This is a genomic window from Taklimakanibacter deserti (assembly GCA_003574785.1).
Window position 1 is genome coordinate 240,990 of sequence record QORU01000001.1, and the last position, 17,488, is coordinate 258,477.

The following is a 17,488-nucleotide window of genomic DNA, read 5'->3' on the forward strand; positions in this document are numbered from 1 at the left end:
TTCCTCCGTTGTCAGCACTTGTTTGGATCGTGCTTTTTGCTTGGCAATGAAGGAAGACACCTCATGTCCCGCGGACACAAGGGATGGCGTTTCTGGACGGCCTTTCGGATTTCCGGCCTTCTTACCCTGTCGGGTGTCAGGTCCGGGCGGGAGAGGCTCTAGACGCGGTCGTCGTAGTCGCGGTCCTGCGGACCGAGCTTGGGCTCCACCGTGCGCAGAACCGGGCGCTTCTCGCCGAAGACTGGCGGGCGGGGCGCGGCGCGCAAGGGGATCGGCGCATGCTCCTCGCGCTCGCTGCGGGGGACGCTGCGGCGCGGCTCGCGCGGTTCCACGGGCTCATTGTGCATCGGCCGGCCGACGAACGTGTCGTCATAGTCACGCTCGAAGCCGATCGGAATGCCGGTCTCGATCACCAGATCCTGCGCTCCGCCGATCAGGACGAGATGCTCGTAATCGTCGCGGCGCACCAGGACCAGGCGGCGATCCTTGTCGATCTCGTGATATTCGCTGATGCCGAGCCTCGCTCCTTTGCCGCCCCGGACACGGCCGCCGAGGCTGCGCAGGACCAGGAAAAGCAGCACCAGCACGGCAAGGACGATCAAGGCCCCGACGATGTAGCTCCAATAGGCCGTCAGAACTTCCATTTACGCCTCCTGACGAACGCCTCGCGCCAAACTTGTTGGACGACGCGAAGCGCCCCAAACACTTATGCGAACCTTTGCCCTAGGGACGATGATCCACGCCCCGGGGCCAGGCTCTGATACGCCATAAAAGTCACTCTACCATGAATAATGGGGGGGTGGGCCAGTGAATATTGTGCCGGCTTGGGATGGTCAGGGTTAAGACCCTTGATCAATCGCCTATACTGGGTCGATTCGTGGGTGGGGAAGTTGCGATCACGATGAGTGACGCCGGTATCAAGCAAGCGGAGGTCAGGGCTCGCCCCATGGGGAACGCCCGCAAAGGCTGGCCGCTCCTGTCGCTGTTTCTGGCGGTGCTGCTGGCCCTGGTGACGGCCGCGGTCGCCTGGCTCCTGCGCGGAACCGTGCCGGCCTGGCTCCTGGTGGCAGGGGCGGTTCTTTCGTTCCTGGGCCTCGTCGTCCTTTTCGGCCTCCTGGCCGGCATCGTCCATATCGGTCCGGGGGACCGCGACGAGGCCTTCTTCCAGGGGCTCCTCGACGCGATCGGCGATGCCTGCGTCGTCACCGATGCCAAGGGCCGTGCCCTCTACGGCAACTCCGCCTATCTCAAGCTCCTCTCCGCCGCAGGTCTGGCGCGGCTCGTCGGGATCGAGAACATCTATGCCGGATATCCCGAGCTCGCCCAGAATATCTACCGGCTGTCGCAATCGGTGCGCGAAAGGCGCGCCGGCGTCGAGGAGATCCGCCTCAATGCCGGTTCCTCCGCCGCCGGCGCCAAGACCCATGAGCCGGTGTGGATCAGGATCGGCGTCTCGCCGATCGAGATCAATGGGGGCTCCGGTCTTTCACTGTGGCGCCATCAGGACATCAGCGCCGACCGGGCCAAGCAGGAAGGCGCCTTCGCGCATCTGCAATATATCATCAACTATCTCGACCAGGCGCCCGCCGGCTTCTTCTCCGCCGATGCCGAGGGCCGCATCGCCTATATCAACGCCACGCTGGCGGAGTGGCTGGGGCTCGACCTCGAAGCGACGACAGGCGGGGCGCTGACGCTCAAGGACGTGGTCACGGAAGCGGGGGAGAAGCTTCTCACCCGTATCGCGCCTTCGGGCGAGACGACGCTGACCGAGGCCTTCGACATTGACCTGAAAGCGCAGGACGGGCGCACGGTGCCGGTGCACATCATCCATCGCGCCGGGCATGACGGCCAAGGCCGGCTGCAACCCTCGCGCAGCCTGGTCCTGCCGCAACCCGGCGCGGGCGGCGAGACCGCCGACACCGACACCAGGCTGCACCGTTTCTTCAACACCGCACCCATGGGCATTGCCGAGCTCGATGGCGAGGGCATCATCCGCAACGCCAATCTCGCCTTCCTCGCGCTGTCGCCGCAGGCGCGGCGCGGGGTTCCGCTCGAGAACCTGGTGCCGTCCGAGCAACGCGGCCAGATACGCGAGGCGCTGGCGGCAGTCGGCGGCATGGGCTCGAGATCCACCCATGTGGACGCCTCGGGGATCGGCGACCCGCCGCGCCAGGTCCAGTTCATCATTTCCGGCCACGCCGAGAGAGAAGCGAGCTTCCTCGTCTTCGCGACCGATAAGACGGAGAACAAGTCGCTCGAAGTGCAAGTGGCTCAAGGTCAGAAGATGCAGGCGATCGGGCAACTCGCCGGCGGTGTCGCGCATGACTTCAACAATGTGCTCACCGCCATCATCGGCTTCTCCGACTTGTTGCTGGCCAAGCACCGGCCGACCGATCCCGCCTTCGCCGACATCATGAACATCAAGCAGAACGCCAACCGCGCCGCCAATCTGGTGCGTCAGCTTCTGGCCTTCTCGCGCCGCCAAACCTTGCGTCCGGAGGTGCTGTCGCTCACCGATGTGATCTCCGATCTCGGCAACCTGCTGGGGCGGCTCCTGGGCGAGAAGGTCGATCTCAAGGTCGTGCATGGCCGCGACCTCGGCATGGTCAAGGTCGACGTCAACCAGTTCGAGCAGGTCGTCATCAATCTCGCCGTCAATGCGCGCGACGCCATGCCCAATGGCGGCACCCTGACGGTGCGGACCTCCAATGCGAGCGTCAGTGAACGGCAGTCGAGCGACCTCCAGTCGATGCCGCCCGGCGATTACGTCCTGTGCGAGGTGCAGGATACGGGCACCGGCATCCCCAAGGATATCCTCGACAAGATCTGGGAGCCGTTCTTCTCCACCAAGGATGTCGGCAAGGGCACGGGCTTAGGCCTTTCGACCGTCTATGGCATCATCAAGCAGACCGGCGGCTTCATCTTCTGCGACAGCGTCGTCGGCCGGGGCACGGTATTCCGCATCTATCTGCCGCGCCATACGCAGGAGGCCGCGGCACCGGAGGAGACCAAGGGTGAGCGCGTGGAAGCCAAGCGCGCCGATCACACCGGCAAGGGCACGGTGCTTCTGGTCGAGGACGAGGATGCGGTGCGCGCCTTCGCCTCGCGGGCGCTGGCGTCGCGCGGCTATACCGTGCTCGAGGCGGCTTCGGGCGATGCCGCGCTTGCCATCTTCGCCGAGAAGGGCGATGAGATCAGCCTCGTCATCTCCGATGTGGTGATGCCGGAAATGGACGGCCCGACGCTGCTCAAGGAATTGCGCAAGCGCGGGGTTGCGACCAAGATCATCTTCATCTCGGGCTATGCCGAGGACGCGTTCGAGAAAAATCTCGAAGGCGAGCACGATTTTGCTTTCCTGCCCAAACCCTTCTCGCTTAAGCAGCTTGCCGAAGCGGTCAAGAATGTGATGGGAAGCTGATGTTCAAGCCTTTGCGCGCTCTGGCGCACGACCTCGATAAGGGGGCCGTCACCGCGGTGGCCCTGGTTGAAACGGCGCTGACGCGCATTGAGGATCCGCAGGGCGAGGGGGCACGGGCCTTCATCGTCCTCGATGGCGCCGCTGCCCTCGATCAGGCGGCATTCTATGACCGGCGGCGCAAGGCGGGCCTTGCGGTCCCCGCCTATGCCGGCATCCCGATCGGCGTGAAGGACCTGTTCGATCTCAAGGGGCAGGTGACGCGGGCGGGATCCGCCATCCTCGCGACGGCCGCGCCGGCCGAGGCCGACGCCCCGGCGATCGAGCGCCTCAAGGCCCAGGGCTTCATCGCGGTCGGGCGCAACAACATGACCGAATTCGCCTATTCGGGTGTGGGCCTCAATCCGCATTACGGCACGCCGCGCTCGCCCTATGACCGGCAGACCGGGCGCATCCCCGGCGGCTCCTCCTCGGGCGCCGGCGTCGCCGTCGCCGACGGCATGGTGCCGCTCGCCATCGGCAGCGACACCGGCGGCTCCTGCCGGATACCGGCCGCCTATAACGGCGTCGTCGGCTACAAGCCCTCCACCGGGCGCGTCTCGACCAAGGGCGCCTATCCGCTGTCCACGACGCTCGACAGCATCGGGCCGCTCGCCCGGACGGTCGAGTGCTGTGCGCTGGCCGATGCGGTCATGGCGGGAGACTGGGACGGCACTATTGCGGAACCGCGCCACGATTTGCGCTTCGCCATGCCGCGCGACTATTTCTCAGGGCTGATCGACGAGGCAGTCGCTTCCGCCTTCGAGCGTGCCGTCGCGCATCTGGGCCGAGCCGGCATCTTGATCGAAGAGGTGGCCTTCCCGGAGCTCACCCAGTTGCCGGGGATCAATGCCAAGGGCGGCATATCGGCGGTCGAGGCTTTCCTCCATCACCGCGCCCAGATCGCCGAGAAGGGCGAGGGCTATGACCAGCGGGTGCGCCGGCGCATCGAGCTCGGATCGCTCATCTCGGCGCCCGATTATGTCGATCTCCTCGCCACCCGGCAGAGACTGATCGGGCAGTTCAACCGGGCGATGATCGGCTTCGACGCGCTGGTGATGCCGACCACGTGCAATGCAGCGCCCGCCATTTCCGCGCTGGCGCGGGATGAGGATTACCTCAAGCTCAATTTCATGTCGCTGCGCAACACCTTCACCGGCAATTTCCTCGATTGCTGCGGCATCTCGCTGCCGATGCACCGGGATGGCGAGCCGCCGACCGGCCTCATGCTGATGGCGCCGCATGGCCAGGACCAGCCGTTGTTCACCACCGCCAAGGTGGTGGAAGAGATGCTGGCATCGTTGCGCGGCTGAGGAGCGGACAAATGGCCGGGCATTCACATCTGATCGAATGCGACGAAGACGGCCAAAGGCTTCTGATCCACCGCGTCCATGAAGACGGACGCCGCGAGCTCCATGCCGAGTTCTCCTTCGCGGAGATCAAGACGAAAGGTTATGCGTCTTTCGTTTCCGAGCTGGGAGAGGCGGTCGTTGTGGATGCGCCGGTCTTGCGCTGGCTTTTGGATGAGGCTTAGCGGCCCGACTTGCCCTGATCTCGCGGGGGCGGGGCAACTCGACACGCACCAGGAAGCTTTTTTCGTCATGCATGAGCTGGATGTCGCCGCCATGGCTCACCACGACATCACGGGCGATGGTGAGGCCGAGGCCGGTGCCGCCGGTCTCGCGGTTGCGTGATTCCTCGAGCCGCTGGAAGGGCGCGAAAGCCCGCTCGGTCTGATCGGCCGGGATACCGGGACCGCCATCGCGGATGTCGATGACGAGGGAAGCGACATTGTCGGTGAGCGTTACGCACACCTCGCCGCCATATTTGCAGCCATTGTCGATCAGATTGGAGATGGCGCGGCGCACCGCCACCGGCCGGCAGGTGAGCTCGGCATGGTCGGGCCCCTGGTAGGAAACCTTGCGGCCGGCATCGACGAAATTGTCGCATTGGCTGATGATGAGACTCGCCAGGTCGACCGCGCTATAGGACTCGCGGTGGATATCATCGCTCATGAAGGCGAGCGAGGTCGAGACCATCGTCTCCATGTCGGAGATGTCGGACAGGATCTGGGTGCGCTGCGCCTCGTTCGGCACGGTCTCGGCATAAAGGCGCAGCCGGGTCAGCGGCGTGCGCAGGTCGTGCGAGATGGCGGCCAGCATCTGCATGCGCTCGTCGACGAATTTCTTGAGCCGCGCCTGCATCTCGTTGAAGGTGTCGGCGATCGAAGCGAGCTCGGGCAGCTTCATGCCGGTGATCGGCGTGGTTTCGCGCTCACGGCCGAGCTTCTCCGCGGCTTGCGCGAGATTGGTCAAAGGCTTCACGATGCTGCGTGCCATCCAGATCGAGAAGATCGCCACGATGAAGAGAGTGAGGATCAGGCTGATGAGATTGCGGAAATAGTGCAGCGTGGTGATGTCGGCTTCCGTCGGGCTGATCACCAGCCAGGATCGGTCCTTGAGCCTGATGGCCATGTGGAGATCGCCGACGACCATGCTATCACGCGACATCAGCAGCTCGGTGTTCATGAAGGTCGGAATCTCTGAAATCACCACGACATTTGTCTTGACCTCGGGCTCCTTGAAATGCTCGGTCATGACCAGGATATCTTCGGGCGGATGGTTGAGCGACTTGATGAGAGCAGCCCTGGCTTCACGCGCAAGTCTTGGCAGGTCGTCCTGGGGGTAAGCTGGCGCTTCTGCAGTGATGTCAAAATTCAGCCAGTGCGTGAATTCCGATTTGGCAAGCGCGGCCTGACGATCCGCCGCCGGTGTTTCATTGGCGATCTTCTCTGCTTCCTGCGCCGCCTTGGCCAACCATTCGTTGTTGACGACCAAGAAGCCTGATGGCGGAAGGATGTGTTGAAGCGTTTCGTCCAAGAGCTTGGCTGCGATGGCGGTTGCGACGATGAGGATGGCGATCCGCGGCGCCAGGCGCAGCTTCGACCAGAGGGGGATTCTCATGGCGACACAACCGGAGCTGCCGCGGTGACCGTGGCGGTGAAGAAATAGCCGCCATTGCGCACCGTCTTGATGAGGGCGGGGGCGTTCGGGTCGGTCTCGATCTTGCGGCGCAGCCGGCTGACCTGGACATCGATGCTGCGGTCGAAAGCGAGGCTGACCCGCCCGCGGGCGAGATCGAGGAGCTGGTCGCGATTGAGGACACGCTGCGGGTGCTCGACGAAGGCGACCAGCAGTTCGAACTCACCCGTGGTCAGGTCGGTGAGGATACCCTGCGGCGAGACCAGCGAGCGCCGGCTGGTGTCGAGCGTCCAGCCGGCGAACTGGTAGGTGACGCTCGCCAGCCTTTCCGCCGCCGCCGGATTGGCGGTGGCGCGCCGCAGTATGGCGCGGATGCGGGCGAGAAGCTCGCGCGGATTGAAGGGCTTGGTCACATAATCATCGGCGCCGAGCTCGAGGCCGACGATCCGGTCGGTCTCGCTGTTGCGGGCGGTGAGCAGAATGAGCGGGATGGTGTTGGTGCTGCGCAACCTGCGGCACAAGGTGAAGCCGTCGTCGCCCGGCATCATGACATCGAGGACGATCACATCGAAACGGCCGGTCTCCAGTGTCTTGAACATCTGCTCGCCGTCGCCGGCCTGGGTCACCCGCATGCTGTGCTCGGCGAGGAAGCGCGCCAGCATGGCGCGAATCTGCCGGTCATCGTCGACAATCAGTATGTGAGGCTTGGTCTGCTTGATCATGGCGCGCATCCTGAAGCAGGAGCGCAACGCGACGCCCGTGGTGATACAATCTGCAACATATCGAAACCCGCTCGAAACTTCCTTGCCAGGATCGGCGCATACACGAGACGCATCCCATCACTTAAAGGACAGCGTCCATGCGTTCCCGTCTCCCGGCCCGGAAAACCCTGGCTCAAGCTCTTACCGCAAATTGGCTCATAATCATGGCAAGTGTCGCCGGAACAGCCATGGGGTCGGCCTCCGCCCATGCTGCGGATGAAGATTACACAACGTCAACTCAGGACGCAAAGGGCAGCAAGTGGAGCGTGCTGGTGGGCGGTGGCGGCGCCTATGCGCCCGACTACGAAGGCTCGGACGACTATGAATTCCAGCCTTTTCCCTTCGTCTCGATCGTCTATGACGATTTTATTTTCATCGAGGGCACATCGCTGGGGATCAACCTCCTCGATTTCGAAGGGCCGCTGGGCGATGACAATATCAAGACCGGGCCGATCGCGCGCTATGGCTTCGGCCGCGACGAAGATGACAACAACGCGCTCGACGGACTTGGCGATGTCGATGATTCGATCGAGGTCGGCGGCTTCCTCAAATACCAGGTCGGCATCTGGGCGGCGGGCCTGACCGTCGTCCAGGATGTCGGCGGCGGGCATGATGGCTTGCTGGCCGAGGCATCGACCGGCATCAGCGTGCCCATCACCGAGGAGCTCAGATCCAGCATCGAAGCATCGACGTCCTGGGCGGACAGCAACTATATGGACACTTATTTCGGCATCTCCTCGGCGCAGTCGGCGAAGAGCGGACTTGACCAGTTCGACGCCGATGCGGGCTTCAAGGACGTCGCCGTGACGCTCGGCCTCGACTACATGCTCACCGAGAGCATCGACCTTTCCGGGCGCGCGCAGTACAAGCGGCTCGTCGGGGATGCGGCCGCAAGCCCGATCGTCGAGGATGAAGGATCGGCGGACCAGTTCTTCGGCGGCCTGTTCCTGACCTATCGTTTCAGATAGTCGGCGGATGCCTGGGCGGATGCTTTACGTGGGGGCATGCGCGCCCTCGCTTTCAATACCCTTTCATACTCTTTTCTTACCCGTTCAATAACCTTTGCTCGACCTCGGGCGAGCTCTTGCGCGCAAGGGCATGGACATGTTCACCGAAGGCGGCAGGAAGCCGAGCTTCGACGTCACGGAGCGAGGAGATGGCCGTGAGCACAGTGCGTTGAGCCAACGCCCGACCTTCCGGCAGGCGCTGCGGAAATTTTTCGGCAATCATCAGGATGATTTCGACGATGAGGGCGAAGAACTCGGCGATCTTCTCCGCCCATGGCGCGATGCGGTCGAGCGCCGCGCTTTGGCAAGGCGTGCTGGTCATCTGACGGTTCCATTTTTGAGAAAGCAAAGCCCGGCAGCGGCTGTGGCCGGATCAAGCCCGGCCATGAACTCGGCAACACGGGCGCGATTGTGATATTTTCCAAATCACCCTTTGGCCCACGATGTCAAGAGGCACTCGTGCGAAGCAAGCGTTGGAGTCACAAAAAAGTCCGCCGATCTCGCTTGAGGTTGGCTCTAGGTGTTGAGCCACCAACGACGCCACATGTAAGTACCGTCATGGTCGAGATTGGAATTGAGCTCGCCATGCCCGACTTTCTTTGAGCGCGCTCCCACATAGTTGTTGAACATCAGGACGATCTGGCCGCCTTCGTCATGCAGCAATTGTTGCATCTCGGCATACATCGCCGCCCGCTTCGCCTCATCAGTTTCGGATCTCGCGGCGACGAGGAGCTCGTTGAACCGGGGATCTTTCCAGAACGTGTCGTTCCATGGCGCCTCTGCCGCATAGGCCTGTGTCGCATGCTGATCGATCGTCGGGCGGCCTCCCCAGAAGGACAGCATGAACGGCTTTTTCATCCATACCGTGTCCCAGTAGCTGTCGGCGGACTCGGTGACGATGTTGATCTCGATGCCGCATCTGGCGGCCGTTTCCTTGATCAGCGCGGCGGCGTCGACCGCCCCATCGAAGGCCGCGTTGGATGTCGACAGATCCACCTTGAGACTGTCGAGCCCCGCCTTCCTCAGATAGGATCTGGCCATCGCCGGGTCGTAACGGTGAACGGGTTCGGGATTGGCCGCGAATTTGAGTGTCGGCGCGAAAGGATTGTCGTTCCCCACCGTGCCGTAACCATAGAGGATCTTTTTGAGCAGCTCCTCGCGGTCGATCGCATATTTGAGCGCCAGCCGCACATTGATGTCATCGAAGGGCGGGACGGTCGTGTTCATCGTGGCCACGAGATGCGAGAAACCCGTGACGTTGTCGATCTCGACATCGCTGCTCTGCTGCAGCCTGTCGATAGTGCGCAGGTCGCAACGGTCGATATAGTCGACTTCGCCGGTGATGAGTGCGGTGGTGCGCGCCGCTGCGTCGGCGACGACGCGCAGTTGCACCGCATCGAAATAGGGCTTGGCCGCATTGAAGTAGTTGGGGTTGCGCTTGGCCTCGAGGATCACGCCGGGCTCGAACCGGGTGATGATGAATGGACCCGTGCCGCCCGTCGATGCGTCGATCCTGCCGTCGGTCGCGGGAAAGATCGCGAGACGGTAGGAACTCGTTTCATAAAGAAAGTCCGGGCTGCCGGTCTTGAGCGTGAAGATGACGGTCTCCGCGCCGTCGGCCTTGATGTCGCTGACAATGGCGAGGCCGGGTTTCGAGCCTGACTTGGAATTCTCGCCGCGATGATAGTTGATCGACGCGACGACGTCGTCGGCGGTGACGGTCCTGCCGTTGTGGAAAGTGACGCCTCGACGCAGCTTGAACACCCATTTGCGGGCCCCGTCCTCCGCCGCAAAGCTTTCGGCGAGGCCCGGGATGATGCCGTTGCGCGCATCGACCTCGGTCAGCGCGTTGCCGATGATGCTTCCCAGTTCGGACGTGAAGTAGTTGGTGCCCCAAGTTGCCGGATCGAGCGTGTCGGTCGTGGCGCCCTGGCCGAGGGCGGCGCGGAAAAGCCCGCCTCTCTGAGGCTCGGCGCGAGCGGAGGCGGGTTTGAGCGCTTGACCGGCGCCTGGCACGACGCTGAGAATGATGGCATTGCGAATGAACACGCGACGATTGACGGTCATGCCACGAATCTCTCTCCCTGCTGGGCAGGTCTGAGGCTAATGGAACGGCAAGAGTCCCGGCAATCGTCAGAGCCCTTGCAGACCGTATCCGATCTGGCCCATAACTGGAACAAACTCACATAAGGATGCCTGATGTCGCGCCGTGTCAGCGATTTCGCCACCAATTTGCGTCTCCTGTGCAGCTACGGGCGTTCGGTATCGGCGATCTGCCGTGATGCGCAGATCAATCGCCATCAACTGCAGCGCTACCTGAACGGGGCGAGCGAACCGTCGCTCCAGTCGCTCCGCCGGCTTTGCGATTTCTTCGGCCTCGAAGAGCACGAGATCCTGTTGCCGCGGGACCAGTTCCAGGCGCTCATCCGCATCCGGCCGCCGAAGCTGCAGCGCTCCCGCGATCGTCTGTCGGACTACATGGCGGGCTTCATCGAAGGCCAGGATCCAAACATCGCGGCGCACTATGAAGGTTATTATCACGTTTATTTTCAGCCGAATCGGCAGGTGCCCGAAATTCACCGCGCCCTGACGCGCCTGTCGATCGAGGATCGCTGTCTCCTGACCAAGACGATCGAGCGCTATCCCTCGGGCTTGGCCGGTTTGCCGAAGACCGTGAAATATACAGGCATCGCCTATCTCAACGGCAGTATGCTGAACATTTTGGAGCGCCGGCAGCAGGCGATTTCATCGGCCTTCTTCACGGTCCTCTATGGCGCCGATCAGGAACAGTTCAGCTTCCTGTCGGGGCTCACCATGGGCGTCACGCCCGATTCGAGCCGCTCGCTTTATTGCCTGCGGTGCTGCTGGCACTATCTCGGCCGCGACATCGACCTGCGCAAGCGCATCGACGAATGCGGCCAGTTCCAGCGCAACAGCAAGTCGATCAGCAAATATGTGCGCTTCTGCACGCAGAATGACCTGGCCGGCGGCGACGAAGCCTTTTCGCCGCATTTCTGAAACACGCGGCGTTTTTTTGTGCTGTTTTATTCTATATCCAGTCAGGTCGCTTTATGCGCCTAGCTTCCCAGCCGCCAGTGCCGGACCTAGCATGGCGGGCGCAAGAGCAAGGGGAGACTTGGGTGGCAGCCGGCATGGTTCAGGCGGTCCGGCGCGGCCGGGAGCAGCGACGCGCGGCGCGGGCAGCGCCATTGGCGCCCGACGAGCGGCCGATATGGCCGGGCATGGCAGGCGGACGTTACAAGCCTCTTGGCGACGGGGACATAGTGCGGATCCATCGTGCGGCGCTCGATGTGCTCGCCGAGATCGGCCTCTCCGACGCACCGCCGTCCGGCGTCGAAGTCCTGACGCGGGCCGGCGCGCAACTGCGCGGCGACGGCCGGATCACCTTTCCCCCCGCCTTGGTTGAAGACACGATTGCGCGCGCCGGCCGGCATTTCGTGCTCCATGGTCAGCATCCTCGTCATGATCTCGAACCTTGGGGGACCAAGGTGCATTTCGGAACCGCGGGCGCGGCGGTTCACATGGTCAGCGCCGAGGGCGGGCACTATCGCGATTCGACGGTCAAGGACCTCTACGACATCGCGCGCACCGTCGATGCCCTGGAGCATGTTCATTTCTTTCAGCGTTCCGTAGTCTGCCGCGATATAGCCGACCCTTTCGAAATGGACTTCAACACCTGCTATGCCTCGGTCGCGGGCACAGCAAAGCATGTCGGCACGAGCTGGGGGGAGCCCGCTTACATGAGCGCCAGTCTCGAGATGCTGCATCTCATTGCGGGCGGCGAGGACAAGTGGCGCGCCCGTCCCTTCGTCAGCCAGTCGAACTGTTTCGTCGTCCCGCCGCTCAAATTCGCTCCCGAGTCCTGCCGTTGTCTGGAAATGGCTGTGCGCGCCGGCATGCCGGTGTTTCTCGTTTCGGCGGGCCAGGCGGGTGCGACGTCGCCGGCCGCTCTCGCCGGCGCGCTGGTCCAGGAGATTGCCGAATGCCTGGCAGGGCTGGTCTATGTGAATGCGGTGCAGCAGGGAGCGCCGGCGATATTCGGGCCGTTCTGCTTCATCTCCGATCTGCGCACCGGGGCGATGTCGGGCGGCAGCGGCGAGCAGGCGCTGCTCTCGGCCGCCGCGGCTCAGGTCGCTCAGTTTTACGATCTCACCTGCGGCACGCCGTCGGGTATGACCGACTCAAAATTGCCGGACGCGCAATCGGGCTATGAAAAGGCCTGCAATCACGCCCTTGTCGGCAATGCCGGTGCGAATCTCATCTATGAGGCGGGCGGCATGATGGCGTCACTTCTCGGCTTCAGCCTCGAGCAGCTGGTGATCGACAATGACATCATCGGCGCCACCCAGCGCACCATTCGCGGCATCGAGGTGAATGATGAAGCGATCTCGCTCGACGTCATCCGTGAGACTTGCCTTGGCGGCCCCGGCCATTTCCTGGGGCATCGACAGACGTTGCGGCTGATGCAGAGAGAATATGTCTATCCGGCCGTCGCCGACCGCTCAAGTCCCAAGGAATGGAGCGAAAACGGAAGCAGGAATATCGTGCAGAGGGCACAGCGCAAGGTGCACGACACGCTCGCGTCGCACTATCCGTCGCATATCCCGGCCGGGATCGATGAAGCGATCCGCGCCCGCTTTCCCGTTCGCCTTCCGGCAGCGGCGATGAGGGCGCCAGCATGAGGATTGACGAATACGCCGCGATGGACGGCGTCGCACTTGCCGAGGCGATTGCCCGCCGGGAGCTTGCGATCGCCGAGGTCACCGAGGCCGCGCTCACCGCGATTGCGAGGGTCAATCCGGTCCTGAACGCGGTGATCGAGCAATATGATGACGCATTCGACGAAACGAAGCTTGGCCACGGCCCGTTCCGCGGCGTGCCCTATCTCGTCAAGGATGTGGGCTTTCATTTCAAGGGACGGAAGATCGAATATGGCAGCAGACTGTGCGAGGGCCTCAGGTCGGACAGCGACGATTTCTTCGCGAAACTTGTCTGCAGGAGCGGCGTCAATCTGATCGGCCGCTCCAATACACCGGAATTCTCGATGGCCTTATGCGCCGACAACCTGCTGTATGGCGCCACCAGCAATCCCTGGAGGCGAGGCTTCTCGACCAGCGGGTCGTCGGGCGGTGCCGCAGCGGCCGTGGCGGCAGGCCTCGTTCCGATCGCACATGCCTCCGACATGGGCGGCTCCACGCGCGGGCCTGCGGCCTGGTGCGGTACGGTCGGTCTGCAGCCGTCGCGCGGCCGCGTGTCGACGGGGCCTGATGAGGATGAGCACGGCAACGGCATGGCGCAGGCGTTCGCCGTCACGCGCTCAATGCGCGACACGGCGCGCATGCTGGATTGCCTGGCGGTGCCGCAGCCGGGTGACCCTTTCGTGATTGCGCGGCCTGCGGAACCATTCACGCATTATCTCAATTCCCGCCGCCGCCTGCGCATCGGCTGGTCGACGGCCCCGTTGATGGCGGCACCGGTGGATCCGGAAGTGGCGAAGGCGGTAAAGGCCGCAGCGCAAGCTCTGTCCGATGCGGGGCATCATGTCGAGGAAGCTGTGCCGCAAATCGACCTTCCGGCGATCGACGAGGCCTGTCTCAATATCTGGTATTTCGGTTTCGATGCCTGGCTCGATAAGCTGGGTCGCCTTGCGGGACGAAAGGTCGGCCCACAGACCGTGGGAAAGGCAACGCTCAAGTTTTATGAGTTTGCCAAGCGCCAGGTGCCCGATGACCACCATCGCGCGCTGAGGGCGCTGAACGGCTTCCGCCGGGCCTTTGGTGCATTTTTTACAGACTACGACGCGTGGCTATCGCCGACCTGTGCCCAGGTCGCGCAGGAGAACGGCCGGTACGGCATGGACATCGACGTGCCGCCGGAAGGATTTCTGATCCATGAACAGCGGCCGTGCCAGTTCATGATCATCTATAATGTCGTGGGCCAGCCGGCCATCTCCCTGCCGCTGGCGATCCATTCGAACGGCCTGCCGATCGGCGTCCAGGTCGGCGCGCGCCACGCCGAAGAAAACGTTTTGATCGAGCTGGGCAGCCTTCTTGAAGAAGCAATGCCGTGGGCCCAACGCCGCCCGCCGCTCCATGTGACGCATGTCTCAGCTGCCTGACGTCTCGAAGGTCGTCGGTATCCTACCTGCCTGAGCATGCCTCAGGCCCTGGAACTCGGCTTTGGTCGTCTGGCACTTTCAACCAGAAGACTGGCAATCTGGTAGCCAGTGTATCAGCAAAGCGTGAAGAACAAGCCTATTACTGAGCCTCCTTCACAATATGGCTGGTTCAACGCGCCTGCGCGCCAGGAAGTCGTGAATGGCGGCGACGACCTGGGCGCCTTCGCCAACCGCTGAGGCGACACGTTTGACCGAGCCGGCGCGGACGTCGCCGATTGCAAACGCTCCCGGAAGATTGGTCTCGAGAGGATGGCAACCTTCGCCAATTCCTGTCCGGATGAAACCCTTCTGATCGAGTGCGACACCGCAGCCCGCCAGCCACTCCGTATGGGGGTCGGCACCTACGAAGAGGAAAAGATGGCGGATGGGGCGCTTTGTCTCCTCTCCAGTCTCCCTGTTACGCCAACTCACGCCGGTCAGAGTTTCATCGCCCTCGAGCTTCGTCACTTCGCTGCGGAGCACAACCTCGATATTCGGCTGCGCTTTGATGCGCTCGATCAGATAGCTCGACATCGAGGCTATCAGGCTGGGGCCGCGAACGATCAACGAGACCTTGCCCACCTGGCCGGCAAGGTACACGGCGGCCTGGCCGGCCGAGTTGCCTGCGCCCACCAGGGCAACTTCCTGCCCTTCGCAAAGGCGCGCTTCGATGGGGGAAGCCCAATAGTGCACCGATGAGTCCTCGAACCGGCAGATATTGGCGAGGTTCAGTCTGCGGTAGCGCGCTCCGCTCGCAATGACGACCGAGGAAGCGCGGACCCTCTCGCCGTCGCCGACGTCGAGACTGAAGCTTGAGTCTGTGTCTTGCTCCAGTCGATGCACCTCATCGGGAATGGCCATCTCGACGCCGAACTTTTGCGCCTGAGTGTGAGCGCGGGCCATCAGCGCGAGCCCTGAGATGCCAGTCGGGAACCCCAGATAGTTCTCGATGCGTGCCGACGCGCCGGCCTGACCACCGAAGGCGCGGCAATCAAGCACGATCGTCGACAGGCCTTCCGATGCTGCGTAGACCGCGGCTGCGAGCCCGGCTGGACCTGACCCGACAATGGCGACATCGTAAATCTTTGTTTCGTCTACACGCCGCAAGAGGCCGAGGCAGCGGGCCAACTCGTTCTCGCCGGGATTGCGCAGGATTTTCCCGTCCGGGCAAAGCACGATCGGCAGATGATGGACGTCAATATTGAAGCGACTGATCAATCCCGCAGCGTCAGGGTCACGTTCGGGGTCAAGCACACGATGAGGCTGGACATTTCGGCGGAGGAACACCTGCAGGCGAACGACATCGGCCGCTTCCGATCGTCCGATGATGATCGGTCCTCCGGCCGATATTTCCAAGAGATTGGTCCGCCGCAGGATCAAGGCGCGCATGATGCGCTCGCCCAGCGCCGCCTCCTGCACGAACACGTCGCGCAGGCGGTCGGGTGAAAGGATGAATGCCTCAGTTTCCTCGACCACATCCGTATTGACCAGCGACGGCCGGTTCGACAACTGGGCCAGTTCGCCGGTGAACTGACCGGCTCCATAGGTGACGATGATCTGGCGGTGATCGAGCGTCGTTATCTGGCTGACTTCCACCTTGCCTGAGAGAAGCACGACGATGCCGGGCGAGAGGCTGCCCATCCGCGCAATCGGCGTCCCAGCGGGAAAGGTCGCACTTTTGCCGAAACGCGCCAGCCGCTCGATGTCGCGAGGCTCCAGAACAGGAAACATCTGGTCGTGTCGGGCATGACGGGCGAGATGGCTCATGCTCTCTTATCCCATGAAATCCAAGTCCGGCTCAACAACTCCAGTCGCCTGTGATCACGCCGACCGGATCTCCCCGGTTGCCTTCTCACGCGGGAGCGAGTTGAGGTGTCCGGGGCGAGGTCAAAGCGAAGACCAGAAGGCCCAGGAGCGTCAATCCAAAGCCTGCCCAAACCGCGGAGAGCAGCCCGTAGCCGGAGGCAATGGTGAAGCCGCCTGCCCAGGCGCCGATGGCGTTGGCGACATTGAGGGCGGCAAGGTTCATCGCCCCCATGAGAGTAGGTGCCTCGGGAGCCAAATGAGTCAGGCGTACCTGGATCGTCGGGATCGCCACCATCATCGTCATGCCGACTCCGAACAGTGCCGGCAAGAGAAGCCACACATTTCCGCCGCCGGTCGCCAGCAGTGCCAGCACGATCAGGGCACTGCCGAAGCCTGCGAACAATCCTTTCGCGGGATGGACGTCAGCAAGTTTGCCGCCGATCAGATTGCCCGCAGTCATGCCGAGACCGAACAGCGCGAGCGCGATCGGAATCCATGACGGGTCGAGCATCGCCACGTCGGTGACGAACGGTCCGATGAACGTATAGACGGCGAAGATGCTGGCCACGCCAAGTGCGGCGACGACCATCATGGTCCAGACCGGCGGCTTGCGCAGCGAGCTGAGCTCCTGGACGACGGGCCCGCCGTGCAGCGCTTCCGTACGCGGCACCCATATCCACAAGGCCAGAAGGGCAAATGCTCCAAGTCCGGCAACAGCCATATAGGTATTCCGCCATCCCAGGGTCTGACCGAGGAACGTGGCCAGCGGCGATCCGATGATCGTTGCGACCGTCAGCCCGGTCATGACCAGCGCGAAGGCCTTCCCTCCCTGACCCGGCCCAACGACATAGGAAGCCACGACGGCACCGGCGCCGAAATAGGCGCCCTGCGGCATGCCGCTGACGAAACGCGCCAGGCCGAACATGCCGAGGCTTGTGGCGAAGGCGGACAATATGTTTCCAAGAATGAACAGGCCCATCAGAAACAAAAGAAGTGTTCGCCGGTTGAGCCGCGCCGCTCCCAGCGTCACGAGCGGTGCGCCGATCACCACGCCAAAGGCATAGGCCATGATCGCGTTCGTCGCCGTGGGAATGTCGATCCCGAGGCTTTCCGAAAAGAGCTGGATGATGCCCATGCTCGCAAATTCGGAGGTGCCGATGCAGAAGCTGCCAAGCGCCAGGGCGAACAGCGTGAGACCGCGCCGCCGCCGCTGCGCTTCGTCTGTGCAATGCACCTTCACGGCGGCGCATTGGGCTTGATAGGCTTTGTCCAGCATCCGTCAGTCCCTTGCGGCTTGCGGC

The 17,488-nt window shown here is 63.0% G+C and carries 13 protein-coding genes; 6 read left to right on the forward strand and 7 right to left on the reverse strand.

The features are described from left to right. Positions 1-158 precede the first annotated feature (158 nt). On the reverse strand, positions 159-644 hold the full coding sequence (locus DS839_RS01100) for a hypothetical protein (protein ID WP_119268433.1): 486 nt from the start codon (positions 642-644) through the stop codon (positions 159-161). Between the two features lie 257 nt (positions 645-901). Here DS839_RS01100 and DS839_RS01105 point away from each other — a divergent pair, with 257 nt between their 5' ends. Then, the gene (locus DS839_RS01105) at positions 902-3,418 is read left to right on the forward strand and encodes a response regulator (protein WP_368911010.1); all 2,517 of its coding nucleotides are present in this window, start codon (positions 902-904) and stop codon (positions 3,416-3,418) included. Continuing rightward, positions 3,418-4,767, forward strand: a complete 1,350-nt coding sequence (locus DS839_RS01110; protein ID WP_119268435.1) for an amidase — start codon at positions 3,418-3,420, stop codon at positions 4,765-4,767. The genes DS839_RS01105 and DS839_RS01110 overlap by 1 nt, the downstream gene beginning before the upstream one ends. Positions 4,768-4,893: 126 nt before the next feature. Here DS839_RS01110 and DS839_RS01115 read toward each other — a convergent pair whose 3' ends face one another. After that, the gene (locus tag DS839_RS01115) at positions 4,894-6,417 is read right to left on the reverse strand and encodes an ATP-binding protein (protein WP_119268436.1); all 1,524 of its coding nucleotides are present in this window, start codon (positions 6,415-6,417) and stop codon (positions 4,894-4,896) included. Then, positions 6,414-7,157, reverse strand: coding sequence for a response regulator (locus DS839_RS01120; protein WP_119268437.1), 744 nt, complete (start codon positions 7,155-7,157; stop codon positions 6,414-6,416). Before DS839_RS01120 ends, DS839_RS01115 begins: the two co-directional genes overlap by 4 nt. A gap of 227 nt (positions 7,158-7,384) precedes the next feature. Between DS839_RS01120 and DS839_RS01125 the strand changes: the two genes are divergently transcribed. Next, positions 7,385-8,164, forward strand: a complete 780-nt coding sequence (locus tag DS839_RS01125; RefSeq protein WP_162918213.1) for a MipA/OmpV family protein — start codon at positions 7,385-7,387, stop codon at positions 8,162-8,164. A gap of 76 nt (positions 8,165-8,240) precedes the next feature. Here DS839_RS01125 and DS839_RS01130 read toward each other — a convergent pair whose 3' ends face one another. After that, positions 8,241-8,525: a hypothetical protein gene (locus tag DS839_RS01130; RefSeq protein WP_119268439.1), complete on the reverse strand. Its 285-nt coding sequence runs from the start codon at positions 8,523-8,525 to the stop codon at positions 8,241-8,243. Positions 8,526-8,719: 194 nt separating this feature from the next. Further along, a complete protein-coding gene (locus tag DS839_RS01135; RefSeq protein ID WP_119268440.1) occupies positions 8,720-10,270 on the reverse strand; it encodes an ABC transporter substrate-binding protein in 1,551 nt (516 codons plus the stop codon). A gap of 132 nt (positions 10,271-10,402) precedes the next feature. On the opposite strand from DS839_RS01135, the gene DS839_RS01140 reads away from it, so the two are divergent. From DS839_RS01140 to DS839_RS01150, 3 genes are all read left to right on the forward strand, one after another. Next, entirely contained in the window at positions 10,403-11,221 is an 819-nt protein-coding gene (locus DS839_RS01140) for a helix-turn-helix domain-containing protein (protein WP_119268441.1), read from the forward strand. Positions 11,222-11,355: 134 nt separating this feature from the next. After that, positions 11,356-12,906, forward strand: coding sequence for a trimethylamine methyltransferase family protein (locus tag DS839_RS01145; protein WP_119268442.1), 1,551 nt, complete (start codon positions 11,356-11,358; stop codon positions 12,904-12,906). Positions 12,907-12,926: 20 nt separating this feature from the next. Further along, positions 12,927-14,342: an amidase gene (locus tag DS839_RS01150; RefSeq protein WP_162918214.1), complete on the forward strand. Its 1,416-nt coding sequence runs from the start codon at positions 12,927-12,929 to the stop codon at positions 14,340-14,342. A gap of 153 nt (positions 14,343-14,495) precedes the next feature. Here DS839_RS01150 and DS839_RS01155 read toward each other — a convergent pair whose 3' ends face one another. Continuing rightward, positions 14,496-16,148 carry an FAD-dependent oxidoreductase gene (locus DS839_RS01155; protein WP_119268444.1) on the reverse strand — a complete coding sequence of 551 codons (1,653 nt, stop codon included), beginning with the start codon at positions 16,146-16,148 and terminating at the stop codon, positions 14,496-14,498. An 85-nt stretch (positions 16,149-16,233) separates the two neighbouring features. After that, a complete protein-coding gene (locus DS839_RS01160) occupies positions 16,234-17,463 on the reverse strand; it encodes an MFS transporter (RefSeq protein ID WP_119268445.1) in 1,230 nt (409 codons plus the stop codon). Positions 17,464-17,488 lie beyond the last annotated feature (25 nt).

Excerpts from the sequence above, each read along its gene's own strand:
- DS839_RS01160 (WP_119268445.1), bottom strand. The coding sequence starts at position 17,463 with ATGCTGGACAAAGCCTATCAAGCCCAATGCGCCGCCGTGAAGGTGCAT.
- DS839_RS01105 (WP_368911010.1), top strand. The coding sequence starts at position 902 with ATGAGTGACGCCGGTATCAAGCAAGCGGAGGTCAGGGCTCGCCCCATG.
- DS839_RS01110 (WP_119268435.1), top strand. The coding sequence starts at position 3,418 with ATGTTCAAGCCTTTGCGCGCTCTGGCGCACGACCTCGATAAGGGGGCC.
- DS839_RS01135 (WP_119268440.1), bottom strand. The coding sequence starts at position 10,270 with ATGACCGTCAATCGTCGCGTGTTCATTCGCAATGCCATCATTCTCAGC.
- DS839_RS01100 (WP_119268433.1), bottom strand. The coding sequence starts at position 644 with ATGGAAGTTCTGACGGCCTATTGGAGCTACATCGTCGGGGCCTTGATC.
- DS839_RS01125 (WP_162918213.1), top strand. The coding sequence starts at position 7,385 with ATGGGGTCGGCCTCCGCCCATGCTGCGGATGAAGATTACACAACGTCA.
- DS839_RS01115 (WP_119268436.1), bottom strand. The coding sequence starts at position 6,417 with ATGAGAATCCCCCTCTGGTCGAAGCTGCGCCTGGCGCCGCGGATCGCC.
- DS839_RS01130 (WP_119268439.1), bottom strand. The coding sequence starts at position 8,525 with ATGACCAGCACGCCTTGCCAAAGCGCGGCGCTCGACCGCATCGCGCCA.
- DS839_RS01150 (WP_162918214.1), top strand. The coding sequence starts at position 12,927 with ATGGACGGCGTCGCACTTGCCGAGGCGATTGCCCGCCGGGAGCTTGCG.
- DS839_RS01155 (WP_119268444.1), bottom strand. The coding sequence starts at position 16,148 with ATGAGCCATCTCGCCCGTCATGCCCGACACGACCAGATGTTTCCTGTT.
- DS839_RS01140 (WP_119268441.1), top strand. The coding sequence starts at position 10,403 with ATGTCGCGCCGTGTCAGCGATTTCGCCACCAATTTGCGTCTCCTGTGC.
- DS839_RS01120 (WP_119268437.1), bottom strand. The coding sequence starts at position 7,157 with ATGATCAAGCAGACCAAGCCTCACATACTGATTGTCGACGATGACCGG.
- DS839_RS01145 (WP_119268442.1), top strand. The coding sequence starts at position 11,356 with ATGGTTCAGGCGGTCCGGCGCGGCCGGGAGCAGCGACGCGCGGCGCGG.